Origin of the sequence: Nosocomiicoccus sp. HMSC09A07, assembly GCF_001808485.1 — a bacterium.
Classification (GTDB): Bacteria; Bacillota; Bacilli; order Staphylococcales; family Salinicoccaceae; genus Nosocomiicoccus; species Nosocomiicoccus ampullae_A.
The window spans coordinates 111667-123882 of the sequence record NZ_KV793634.1; the positions used below are offsets into that span (position 1 = coordinate 111667).

Below are 12216 nucleotides of genomic sequence, written 5' to 3' on the forward strand. Positions count from 1 at the left end.
CGAAATTTTTGTTAAATATAATTTTGAAAAGTGGCGTTTAAACTTTTTCAGGATAAAAACACACTCTCAAACCCGCACAATCAAACTCACCATCAGGTTTTTCATCCTTAACACCAAAAAAGCGAACGCCCCGATCAATAAATCAGGCGTTCGCTTCTTTTTTTGATTGTTTTGATGATGCGATTGTATTGAACACTGTGATTCCAAGTATGAGTGCAATCCCGACGACTTGGAATAGTTCTAATACGTCGCCGAGTACGATTACTGTTGTTAACACGGCCATCACGGGTTCGAGTAGTCCTAGAATTCCCGCTTCTTGTGAAGTGATATATTTTAAACTTCCAATATAGAGTAAGAATGCGAGTGTCGTTCCAATTAATATCGAGAATAATAATATACTAATCTCAAATGCCGACCAGTCGTAACCAAAATCTAATGACCAGATCGGTGTTTTAAAGTTTAATAGTATTCCACCGACGAGCATTGAGCCGCCGACGAGTTCTAACGGGTGCATTCTAAGTAGTAAGTACCCCGCGTGTATTGTGTAGTACGCGAGCGCGACACCAGATAAAATACCCCAAAATAACGCGAGTGGTGATACGATTAGTTGAGTGAGATTACCATTTGTTGCGATTAAAACGACTCCGACGATCATAAAGAGAATGACGAGTACTTCTTTGTAAGTGAAATTTATATATTTCTTAAAGACGTAATATAAAATAATATAAATCGGTCCGGTACATTGTAGCACTGTCGCAATCGCAGCATTCCCGTATCCAATCGTTGCTGTAAATGAATATTGAACGAGCGTCATACCGAAAATACTATATATAACGAAGCGAGTGACTAAATATTTGTCCCATACCGTCGTACTCTTCTTTTTAAAAACAATTAAAAAGAATAAAACGAGTATAATACCACTGATTAAAAGCCTTGCTGTCACGTACCAATCGACATTCACAGGTGTGTTTCTAAATAACCAGTCGGTCGCGGTACCACCGATTCCCCAAAGGCTTGCGCCGAGTATAACTGAAATCAGCCCAAACACTCTTTTATCTGAAGCCATCGTATCACCATCTTTCATATTGATATACTATTGTACTCAATATAATTATGGAATACTAGATACATTTTTCTTGTTACATTCTCTTAACGACTTATAGTATTTAAATAAAAAGTTTTGAGATGGTTTTTCTACTACATATAAAATACAATGCGCGAGTAACACTGAAATGATGACCGGAATTATGATCCATATTTCATGCGTTAAACCGTAATTTTCCATGACGTGAATGAGCGCATATCCGATATTTTGGTGAATTAAATATAACGGGTACGAAATACTTCCTAAATAAAGCAGCAATTTATTATTTAAAATCTTCAATTTATCGTTTAAAGCTAAGGCGAAAATCGATATAAAACTCACTGTAAATAATCCATTCACGACACCTTCGAAGATAAAGTCATACATAACGGCTACGATAATGACAGCCCCGTATTTCAACTTCATGCCTTTTATCCAAATTTCGTGCAGCATAATCCCAATGACGAACAACTGAATATAGTTTGCTGTAGAAAATCTCTCAACAAATTGTGCAGAATCAGTACTCATAATTAGGCTGTAAAGTTGTATCGCCATACCTACGCTGAGCATCGTCACAACTACGGGCATGACTTTTTCTTTATCAATAAGTATGATGAGCGCCATCATCATATAAAACGTAAATTCGACGCGAAGCGACCAGTACGATCCGTCAATATTACGAATACCTATAAATTCTTGAACCATCGTCATATTTACAAACATTTCTTGAATCGTTCGTTGAATGTCAATTGACGATGCGCTTAATACGATAAAAGTAATGACTACAGCTGCAATGTATGCCGGATACAAACGGAACGCTCGTTTAATTAAAAAATCACTTGCAGATCGTCCGCGACTAACTGACATAAAAATCACAAAGCCACTGATGATGAAAAATAGCTGTACACCGTAGTGCCCGAAACTAAATAATTCAGTATTATAATCACTTGCTACGTGTCCAAATCGTCTGTCATAGTGAAATGTATAATGATATAACACGACGAGAAGAGCAGCGATTCCTCGTAGTGCGTCAATTTCAGTAATGCGTTTTTTATTCATACAATCATCCTATTTTTAAGGTTGTATTTCCATTAGCCGTATAATCGACACGATAAACGTTTCAGAAAATATTTAATAATTGTAAACGTATCGTAATATGTGATGTTTAAAAATCTCCAAAAAAGGAATAGTATAAAAAACAGTAAAGCGGGGATATTATGGCAAACAATTTAACAGAGTGGTACGACAAAGCGTTATCAGCTGAAGAGATGCGTCAACAGTTTACGGATTTAAAAGAAGGATTCGATAATATTTACGATAATTTTAGCGTAAAAGAAGATGAGTATAAAGACGAGTTACAAGAAAAGAACTTTAAAGTGCTCGGTATTATCGAGCCGTGGTGTGCGCATTGTATGTTAAATACACCAATTTTACTTCGACTCGCTGAAGCGTATGACTTTGAAGCGAAGTTTGTATTAAGAGATGAAAACCTCGATCTCATGGAGCAATATCAAACAAACGGTAAAAACATCATTCCAATTTACGTTGTTTTAGATGAAAATAATAATGAGATTGGAAAATGGGGACCATTTGCACCAGAAGTGAAGAAAGCTTCAGACGAAGCGAAAAAGCATATCCCAAGTAAAGATGACCCAACTTACGATGAGAAGTTTAAAAAGGTCATCGGTGAACTTAGAGAACAGTTTAAATCTGATGAGGCGCTATGGGAAGCGGCATATAAAGATATTCAAAAAACATTATTAGACGCTTAAAATAAACGAAGTCAGATTCTTATTTAAGAATCTGACTTTTTTCATTTCGTATCGTCTTGTATGCCTAAAAATTGAAGTTTTTCGTTAAATAAAAATGGATAAGATAAAAATCCAACTAAAATTGAAGATAGTGCAGCTGCGTTTAATATAAGAAACAGAATGAGTAATTGATACATCACTGCTTCCATCGGATCTCCACCACCGATAATTAACCCACTCATCATACCTGGGAGTTGCACAAGACCAACAGTTTTTTGAGATTCAATCGTCGGAATCATACTCGTTTTAATTGCGGATTTTAACGTGTGGTGAACCGCTTCTTTCGGTGTCCCGCCAAAAGATAAAATTAACTCGATTGTTTCTTCGTTATGACTGAGTTCAGATTTAAATCGGTCTAAAAATAATAAAGATAAAACCATACAGTTTCCGATAATCATTCCGGAAATTGGGATGACGTATTGTGCTTCGAACGGGATGATTTTAAATAATAGTAACGTCCCCATTGAAAATAGTTCGACAAACACAAGTGTCACGATAATAATGATCTTTATATGCGGAATACCTTTACCTTTTTTAACGATATTTTGACTCGCTGCTGCGATAATTAAAACAATCATTAACAACATAAAAATCGTACTCTTACTATCGAACACGAATTGTAAAATATACCCGATAATAATTAGCTGGATTGTCGCTCGTATTGAAGCAATAATAATATCCTTTTCTAGACCGAGCTTTAAAACGACAGCGAGTATAATAGGGATGATTACAAACACTAATGCGAGCGCTAAACTTGTAAACGACATTTAAAATTCCCCCTCTAAAAATTGTTTTAAAGTATCAGTTTTAGGATGAGCGAACTGTTCAATTGATCCAAACTCAATTAACTCGCCCTTTCTTAAATACCAAAAGTCATCGGACACACGCTTTGCTTGTGAGAGATCATGCGTCACCCAAATAATTGTTAAATCAAACTCTTTTTGATTTTTTACGATTAGTCGTTCGATTTCTTGAGCGACAGTCACATCGACACTCGCCGTGATTTCATCGAGAAGTAAGATATCAGGATTATTTACGAGCGTACGTGCTAGTGCGACACGACTCTTTTCACCACCAGATAATTTACGAACCGGTCGGTCGATGAAGTCTTTTGTTAAATCGACTTTTTCTAGAAATTCAATTGCTTCATCTTTAGAAAATGTCTCGTTAAATAAATCTTTTGGAAATTTTAAGTTGTCATATACAGTGCCTTCAAGCATGGGTGACGACTGAAATGCAAATCCAATATTACGTCGTAACTTAATAATATCCATTGCTTTAATGTTTTCTTCTCCAATATATATGTCGCCATTAGTTGGAGATAAAAGACCGTTAATATGTTTTAATGTCGTTGATTTCCCAGCGCCACTTGGTCCGATTAATGCTGTAATACGATTCTTTTTAAACGTTCCGGAAATGTTTTTTAAAATATGTTTATGAGATACGTCTTTAAACGAAATAGACATCATCATTCTCCTTTAGTTTCTATTTTCAAATAAAAATAGTTTCTGTGGTAAAATAAATCTAGGTGATACTATGATTTATATCGGATTAACTGGATGGGGCGATCACGATTCACTTTATACTGATGTCACAAAAGTGAATCAAAAACTTGAGACATACGCCGGTACATTTCCAGTCGTTGAAGTCGATTCGACATATTATGCAATATTACAACAATCGACGATTGAAAAGTGGTGCCGTGAAACACCAGAAGATTTTAAGTTTATCGTCAAAACACACCAGTTTATGACAGGTCATGGTGACTTTAGAACATCTTATTCAAACATAAATGAATTATATAAAGACTATAAAGAAATGTTACAACCTATGGTGAATCATGGCAAACTTGCTTATATATTAATGCAGTTTCCACCTTGGTATGAATGCAATGAGAAAAACATTAACTACGTTCGACTCGCTAAAAAGATGCTTCACCCATTAAAAGTTGCGGTTGAATTTCGTCATGCGTCTTGGCTTACTGATGACAAAAAAGAACAAACGCTACAATTTCTCCACGACAATCGTCTCATCCATACGATTGTCGATGCCCCTCAAATTGGTGAGGGGACGGTTCCATTTGTCAGTCGTGTGACTGATGATATCGGGTTTATTCGTCTTCACGGTAGAAATGCACACGGATGGATGCAGATGAACCGAACGAGAGAAGAGTGGCGAAATGTGCGTTACTTATATAATTATAACCGAGAAGAACTTGAAGCACTGAAAAAACATATAGAAATTTTATCGTTTAAAACAAAAGATATTTACGTTATTTTCAACAATAACTCTGGTGGACATGCTGCCGGGAACGCAGAAACCTTAATCGATATGCTCGGTATTAAATATAAAACTCTCGCTCCAAAACAACTCAAACTATTTTAAAGTAAAGGAGGATAATCATGATCTTAACAATAATTATATTAATATGTATCGGATTATTCTCCTCAATTTTAGGTGCACTCGTCGGAATGGGTGGTGGGGTCATCATCGTTCCAGCACTCGTATTTTTCGGTATTAAACTCGGTATGATCGAAGGTATGACGCCGCAACTTGCGATCGGAACGTCGAGTATGATTTTAGTCATTACGGGATTCTCTGCGATGGTTCAGTATAACAAAAGTAACCAAGTTGACAGATATAGCGGCTCTATTTTTTTAATCGGTCTCGTACCTGGTGCGTTCGTCGGATCATATGCGAGCGCGTCTTTAACTCTAGATTCATTTAATTTATACTTCGGATCATTTTTAATCATCATTAGTATTATACTGATGGTGCGAGATAAAATACCGCCTTTAAAAGTGTTTCAAAACCCTAAATACTTAAGACCGCATATCGATGCTGATGGGGTTGTTCATCAGTATGGATTCCCGGTATGGATTGCGGTAGCGATCACTTTCTTAGTTGGATTTACCACAGGGTTATTTGGAATCGGTGGGGGCGTACTGATGACGCCGTTAATGATTATCGTCTTTAGAATTCCACCGACGATTGCGATCGGAACGTCGATGATGTTAATATTCTTTTCGAGTTTTTCAAGTGCAATCGGGCACGCATTACAATCTCACGTTCAATATTTCTCGCTTATATTTTTAGCGGTGAGTTCGTATTTTGGAGCGAGAATTGGTGTAAAGTTAGCCAGTCGATTTACGAGCGATGGTTTAGTCAAAATACTTCGCACAGTGCTACTGTTAATCGGTTTATATTTAATTTTAGAAGCGATACTTTAAAGGAAAGTGTGTTGTTATGAAAAAGCAAATTCGCATTTACCATACGAATGATATCCATAGTCATTTTGATAATTATCATGCGATTGTCGAGTACATAAAACCGCGTAAAGATGAAAATACACTTTACGTTGATATCGGAGATCACGTCGATAGAAGTCATCCGTATACAGATGCAACGATTGGTAGAGGTAACGTCGAACGTCTAAATGACGCACTCTGTGACGTCGCAACGATCGGTAACAACGAAGGTATAACGTTAACTAAAAGTGAATTAAAAAATTTATATAATGAAGCGGATTTCGAAGTGATTTGTGCGAATCTTCGCGATGAACATGGGTTATTATTCCCACCGTACACGATTAAAAGAATCGGCGATATCCGTATTGGCTTTATTGCCGCAACTGTTGAGTTTACACCGTTTTATAAAGCACTCGCGTTAGATGTTGAAGGCGCGTTTTATTACATTAAAGAATACTTAAAAGAAATGAAACGTCACTGTGACGCCGTTGTGATGTTGTCACACTTAGGTAAATATGACGACGAGAGACTTGCAGAAGAATGTCCAGAAATTGATGTAATTATCGGTGGACATACGCATCACACACTCCCAGAAAATTATAAAGTAAACAAGACGACGTTAACTGCAGCCGGACGATTCGGAGAGTATTTCGGTTGTGTCGATTTAGAATTTACGGATTATAATTTAACAGACGTTTCAACGCGTTTAATTGAAACGGATCTATTATCAAACCGCTACGACGAATTTTATGACGTCGGAAAAGAGATGCTAAATACAACTGTAAAGCACGATGTACTAGCAATTGAACGGACACTATATACGATGAACTGGTTTACGTACACGTTATTACAGATGATTCAAAAGTATACACAGACTGACATTTCTATCATTCACGCAGGGTTAATCGCTGCAGAATTTAGAGGCGGGGAAATGACGAAATACCACGTTCATAAAGTATTACCCCATGCTATTAATCTAATTAAAGTAGAGATGACAGGGCGCGACTTAAAAGATATGTACTATACGGCAAGCGCTCAAGAATATAAAGATGAAATTATAAAAGGACTCGGTTTTAGAGGCGACGTGATGGGTGTGTTTTTAATTGATGGATTATCAGTCGTTGAAAGCAGACGTGAATTTTACGTGAACGGTGAACTAGTAGAAGATGAAAACATATATGAAGTTGGGACGCTCGACATGTATTCATTTGGTCGATTCTTCCCACACTTTAATTCGTTAAATAAGACGTATTACATTCCAGAATTTTTAAGAGATATCGTCGACATTTATAAAGATGATTTAATAATTTCAAAAGAATTTTGACTTTTTAAAACATAAAGTCTATAATGAAATGCAATTCGAAAATAAAGCAATTAAATACAAGTAGAGGTGCACATGACACTGGTAAAAGTTGGAGTAGCCATACTGTGAAGACTTTGAAGAGGGATTGTGCCGAAATGGTAAAGCTGGACACTTTGCTGTTGGGACTTCGTTTAATAGATGAAGTACTGTCATGATTATCATGGTGCGCTACATTTGTTAAACACAAGTGGAAAGCACTTGTGTTTTTTTGTTATATAAGATTAGGAGTAGATTTGAATGGATTTAATTTTAAACTGGACGTATATTTCACTTATCCCACCACTCATTACGTTAATACTCGTCCTATTTACGCGACGTGTAGATTTAAGTTTAGGTGTTGGGATCATTACTTCAGCAATTGTCATAACACAAGGTAACGTCGGAGAAATGGTTGCTAAGATTTGGCAAACGTTTATCGATTTAATTATCGAAGACGGCTGGTTAAATACGTGGAGTGCGTATATTTTAATCTTCTTAGCATTGCTTGGAATTATGAGTGCATTTATGAGTATGTCAGGCGGAGCGAGAGCATTTACGAGCTACGCGATGACAAAAGTTAAAACGCGTACTGGAGCACTTTTATTAAGCGGTATACTCGGCATTATTATTTTTATTGATGACTATTTTAGTGCGATTATTACACCTCAAGTATCTAAGCCGTTAACGGACAAATATAAAGTATCACGCGCGAAACTTGCGTACGTTGTCGACACGACAGCATCCCCAATTGCAGTGATCATGCCAGTATCGAGCTGGGGTGCAACAATTATGGGGCTGACTGCGCCACTACTTATCGCAGCAGGACTCAGTCACATCACACCGTTCGAAGCGTTTTTATATATGATTCCACTAAACTTTTATAGTTTAAGTGCAATTATTTTAATGTTTATCGTCATCCTTACGAATTTTGATATATTCGGTATGAAACGTGAAGAGTCACGTGCTATAAACGACGGAATATTATACGATAAAAAGGTTGAAGACGATGAATTACAAGTCGCGTATCACTCATCTAAAAGCGCGTTAATTGTTCCACTTGTTGGTCTAGTAGCGGGTGTACTTATTGGAATGATTTACACAGGGATAAAAGAAAGTGGATCATTAAATCCAATCGTCATTCTCGAAAATAACTCGATTACGCATTCATTAATTTTTGGTGGTATCATCGGGGTTGTTTTATCGTTAATTTACTATTATAAATTCACTAGGCAAGATGAAAACTTCTCAAGTCGCGACACGTGGATTGGATTTAAAACAGGGCTTCAAGCGATGATTGGCCCGATTATCGTGTTAATACTTGCATGGATGACAGGTGAACTAATAAGTGAACTAGGGACTGGTGAATTACTCGGTCAAATGGTGAAAGATTCGAAAATTTCAGCAGCATTCCTACCGGCAATCGTGTTTGTCGTTGCATGTATTATGGCATTAACAACAGGTACATCTTGGGGATCATTTGGTATACTCGTTCCGATTGCAGGAAATATTATCATTACGTTAGAAGTACCTGAACTATTACTCGCATCAATCGCAGCAGTACTAGCGGGTGGTGTGTTCGGGGACCACTGTTCACCGATTTCAGATTCGACGATACTTTCAAGTACAGGATCTGGATCTGACCATATCGTCCACGTCATGACGCAAATACCATATGCAGTAATTGCAGCCGTTGTTTCATTAGTATCATTTGTAGTCGTTGGGTTTACAACTTCAACTGGATTAGGATTACTCGTGATGATCGGGTTATTCATCGCATTAACACTCGTTATTAAACTCGTGTATACACCGATTCAAGCTAAAAGATAATAGTGAAATTATTCACTTACGATATAAGTATACTCGCTCTTCAAAGTTGTGTTATTATAAAATCAAATACACCACAAAGGTAGGGATTCGAGTGGCAACAAAGAACGAGGAGATTTTAAGAAAACCTGAATGGCTTAAAATTAAATTAAATACAAATGAGAACTATATCGGTCTCAAAAAAATGATGCGTGCAGAAAATTTACATACAGTGTGCGAAGAGGCGCGTTGTCCAAACATCCACGAATGTTGGGCGGAACGTCGTACAGCAACATTTATGATTTTAGGGTCTGTATGTACGAGAGCGTGTCGTTTCTGTGCAATTAAAACTGGGCTTCCAAGTGAAGTAGACTGGGACGAGCCAAGACGTATTGCAGAATCAGTTCAAAAAATGGATTTAAAGCACTGTGTAATAACTACAGTTGCACGTGATGATTTACGTGACGGTGGTGCGAAAGTTTACGCTGAAACAATCCGTAAAGTACGTGAAGTGAACCCATATACGACAGTAGAAGTACTACCTTTTGATTTTAACGGTAACAAAGAAAACATTAAAATTTTAATGGATGCAAAACCAGACATTTTAAACCATAATATTGAGACGGTCGAACGTTTAACAAAGCGTGTACGTGCAAAAGCAACATACCGTCGTTCATTAGAAATGCTCAGATATTGTAAAGAGCTTCAACCGGATATCCCGACGAAATCATCGATCATGATTGGTCTCGGTGAGACGCATGAAGAAATTTTACAAACGATGGATGACCTTCTAGAGCACGGTGTTGATATTTTAACAATCGGTCAATATCTACAACCGACACGTAAACACTTAACAGTGAAAAAGTATTATACGCCGCTCGAGTTCGGTAAGCTACGTAAAATCGCAATGGAAAAAGGTTTTAAACATTGCCAAGCTGGACCGATGGTACGTTCAAGCTACCATGCTGATGAGCAAGTAAATGCAGCAGCACGTCGCCGTCAAGAAGAAGGAGACAGAATTCGTCAAGGTGAATAAAATAACGACAGTCGGTCACATGCATTTTGAACTGATCAAAGAGTACCGAGATGCATTTGACGAAGAGCAGTTTAAAGAAAAATATAGCGACGTTTTAAATAAATACGATTATATCGTCGGAGATATCGGTTATGAAAAACTACGTCTCGTCGGATTTTATAGAGACGATAAGAAAAAAGTAGAATTCGATAAGCGCTATAGTTTAATTCAAGATTATTTACTCGAGTATTGTAATTTTGGATGTGCGTATTTTATCTTACGCAAAATTACTAAAGAAGAACAAAAAGAACTCGGTTTAAAACCAGAAGAAAAGCCTTCAGAATAACATTTCTGAAGGCTTTTAATAATCCATGAACCAGCCGGGTGATATAATATCTTTTAAAAATTCGATGACTTCATCGGCTTGGTCATCAGAAAACTGAAGAGCGTGTGCAATATACCCCGGTTCGTTTAAGTCATCAGTACCAACGATACTAAACGTATTATTTTGCATATTTAACACTAAACTTTTCCCGAAGAATTTAGACGTTTGTATAATCGCAAGGTCATAACGCCCAAAGTCACCGGCAAAGCCGACGTATCGTGCGTTCGGTGTTTCATTATCATCGTATAAGTAATGTTTTAACATAGTTCCCTCCATAAAGGACTTTCTATTTATGATATTATAGATGTATTAGTAATTAAATTAAAGGAGTTTACTATGTTATTTGTAGACAAGAATTTAATATTAAAACGTTTAGACTACATTAAAGGGTTAACAGAAGAGATTGACACGGATAATTCACTCGCATTAGAGCGCGTGTGTGAGATGTTAATTGAAGCGTCTGTCGACGTTGGAAACATGATTATCGATGGATTTGTGTTACGCGATCCAGGAAACTATTTAGACGTAATGGATATTATGAAAACAGAAGGTGTAATTCCAGAAGACGATTTTACAAAATTTGAAGAAACGTTTAAATTTAGAAATGTTCTCGTACGTGAATATGAAGACGTGGACCATGAGGCAATGAGAAAAGTATTTAGGGATAATTTATCTGCATATGCCAACTTTAAAGAAAACGTCTTACATTTCTTTGAAACAGATCCTCAAGCAGTGACCGCTTTTATGGGGGATCAACATGTATAAAGGTTATTTAATCGACTTAGACGGTACGATGTTTAATGGAGACGAGCGTATCGAAGGGGCGGCAGATTTTATTCATCGCTTAAATGATGCTAAAATTCCGTATATGTTTGTGACGAATAGTGGTGCACGAACACCGGAAGAGACGCTTAAAAAGTTTAAGTCACATGGCATCGAGACGTCCATTGAACATATTTACACGTCAGCACTCGCTGCTGTCGACTACGTAAAAGAAAATGATAAAACAAATATTTACGCCGTTGGATCAGATTCATTTAAAGAAACTTTAATGAACAATGAGTTAACACTTGTTGATTATCATGCAGATGCTGTATTATTCTCATATGACACTCATATCAATTATGAAAAGTACGTGAACGCTGTACAAAACGTGTTAGAAGGTGCAGAGTTAATTTTAACGAATCCAGATAAAGTGATTCGTCATAAAGATAAGTTTATACCGGGCAACGGATCCCTCGCTTCCGTCGTAGTAAGCGCGACAGGAGTAGAGCCTATCGTTGTCGGGAAACCAAACACATATATTTTACAAAAAGCACTTGAAAAAATCGGTGTCGATCAAAAAGACGTCGCAATGATTGGTGATAATTACGACACAGATATCATGACAGGCATCCAAGGTAGTATTGACACGATTCACGTCAATACAGGAGTTCATCGTACTGAAGATGTCATGAAAAAAGAAGTGCCTCCAACTCATGCAGTAGAAAACTTACTAGATTGGGCACTTTAAAATTAAAGGAGATTT

Annotated in this window: 14 protein-coding genes and 1 riboswitch; of the genes, 9 read left to right on the forward strand and 5 right to left on the reverse strand. The window is 37.0% G+C overall.

Annotated features, from left to right (window positions below; all coding sequences use genetic code 11):
• Window positions 1–142: 142 nt before the first annotated feature.
• Window positions 143–1084, reverse strand: a complete 942-nt coding sequence (locus tag HMPREF3177_RS04860; RefSeq protein WP_083286874.1) for an EamA family transporter — start codon at window positions 1082–1084, stop codon at window positions 143–145.
• 27 nt (window positions 1085–1111) lie between these two features.
• Complete coding sequence (locus tag HMPREF3177_RS04865) at window positions 1112–2143, reverse strand: acyltransferase family protein (protein ID WP_070457375.1); 1032 nt, start codon at window positions 2141–2143, stop codon at window positions 1112–1114.
• Window positions 2144–2301: 158 nt separating this feature from the next.
• Here HMPREF3177_RS04865 and HMPREF3177_RS04870 point away from each other — a divergent pair, with 158 nt between their 5' ends.
• Entirely contained in the window at window positions 2302–2856 is a 555-nt protein-coding gene (locus tag HMPREF3177_RS04870; protein ID WP_068130800.1) for a thioredoxin family protein, read from the forward strand.
• 41 nt (window positions 2857–2897) lie between these two features.
• Here HMPREF3177_RS04870 and fetB read toward each other — a convergent pair whose 3' ends face one another.
• Both fetB and HMPREF3177_RS04880 read right to left on the reverse strand, forming a co-directional pair.
• On the reverse strand, window positions 2898–3662 hold the full coding sequence (gene fetB / locus HMPREF3177_RS04875) for an ABC transporter permease (protein ID WP_070457377.1): 765 nt from the start codon (window positions 3660–3662) through the stop codon (window positions 2898–2900).
• The gene (locus HMPREF3177_RS04880) at window positions 3663–4361 is read right to left on the reverse strand and encodes an ABC transporter ATP-binding protein (protein ID WP_246827384.1); all 699 of its coding nucleotides are present in this window, start codon (window positions 4359–4361) and stop codon (window positions 3663–3665) included.
• A 70-nt stretch (window positions 4362–4431) separates the two neighbouring features.
• Between HMPREF3177_RS04880 and HMPREF3177_RS04885 the strand changes: the two genes are divergently transcribed.
• The 6 genes from HMPREF3177_RS04885 (at window position 4432) to HMPREF3177_RS04910 (ending at window position 10649) form a co-directional block, all read left to right on the forward strand.
• The gene (locus HMPREF3177_RS04885; protein ID WP_070457381.1) at window positions 4432–5280 is read left to right on the forward strand and encodes a DUF72 domain-containing protein; all 849 of its coding nucleotides are present in this window, start codon (window positions 4432–4434) and stop codon (window positions 5278–5280) included.
• A 17-nt stretch (window positions 5281–5297) separates the two neighbouring features.
• Entirely contained in the window at window positions 5298–6125 is an 828-nt protein-coding gene (locus HMPREF3177_RS04890) for a sulfite exporter TauE/SafE family protein (RefSeq protein WP_068130788.1), read from the forward strand.
• A 16-nt stretch (window positions 6126–6141) separates the two neighbouring features.
• Window positions 6142–7467, forward strand: a complete 1326-nt coding sequence (locus HMPREF3177_RS04895; protein ID WP_070457384.1) for a bifunctional metallophosphatase/5'-nucleotidase — start codon at window positions 6142–6144, stop codon at window positions 7465–7467.
• Window positions 7468–7520: 53 nt separating this feature from the next.
• Window positions 7521–7685, forward strand: a riboswitch (Lysine riboswitch).
• Between the two features lie 58 nt (window positions 7686–7743).
• A complete protein-coding gene (locus HMPREF3177_RS04900; RefSeq protein ID WP_070457386.1) occupies window positions 7744–9312 on the forward strand; it encodes a Na+/H+ antiporter NhaC family protein in 1569 nt (522 codons plus the stop codon).
• 91 nt (window positions 9313–9403) lie between these two features.
• On the forward strand, window positions 9404–10324 hold the full coding sequence (gene lipA / locus HMPREF3177_RS04905) for a lipoyl synthase (protein ID WP_040929387.1): 921 nt from the start codon (window positions 9404–9406) through the stop codon (window positions 10322–10324).
• Window positions 10317–10649 (forward strand): YutD family protein, encoded by a 333-nt coding sequence (locus HMPREF3177_RS04910; protein WP_371327355.1) that lies wholly within the window; start codon window positions 10317–10319, stop codon window positions 10647–10649. The genes lipA and HMPREF3177_RS04910 overlap by 8 nt, the downstream gene beginning before the upstream one ends.
• Before the next feature lie 15 nt (window positions 10650–10664).
• On the opposite strand, the gene HMPREF3177_RS04915 is transcribed toward HMPREF3177_RS04910, so the two are convergent.
• The gene (locus HMPREF3177_RS04915) at window positions 10665–10952 is read right to left on the reverse strand and encodes a DUF3055 domain-containing protein (RefSeq protein WP_068130779.1); all 288 of its coding nucleotides are present in this window, start codon (window positions 10950–10952) and stop codon (window positions 10665–10667) included.
• A 72-nt stretch (window positions 10953–11024) separates the two neighbouring features.
• Between HMPREF3177_RS04915 and HMPREF3177_RS04920 the strand changes: the two genes are divergently transcribed.
• Together HMPREF3177_RS04920 and HMPREF3177_RS04925 are read left to right on the forward strand one after the other, a co-directional pair.
• Window positions 11025–11453 (forward strand): type VII toxin-antitoxin system HepT family RNase toxin, encoded by a 429-nt coding sequence (locus HMPREF3177_RS04920; protein WP_068130775.1) that lies wholly within the window; start codon window positions 11025–11027, stop codon window positions 11451–11453.
• Window positions 11446–12201: a TIGR01457 family HAD-type hydrolase gene (locus HMPREF3177_RS04925; protein ID WP_070457389.1), complete on the forward strand. Its 756-nt coding sequence runs from the start codon at window positions 11446–11448 to the stop codon at window positions 12199–12201. The genes HMPREF3177_RS04920 and HMPREF3177_RS04925 overlap by 8 nt, the downstream gene beginning before the upstream one ends.
• Window positions 12202–12216 lie beyond the last annotated feature (15 nt).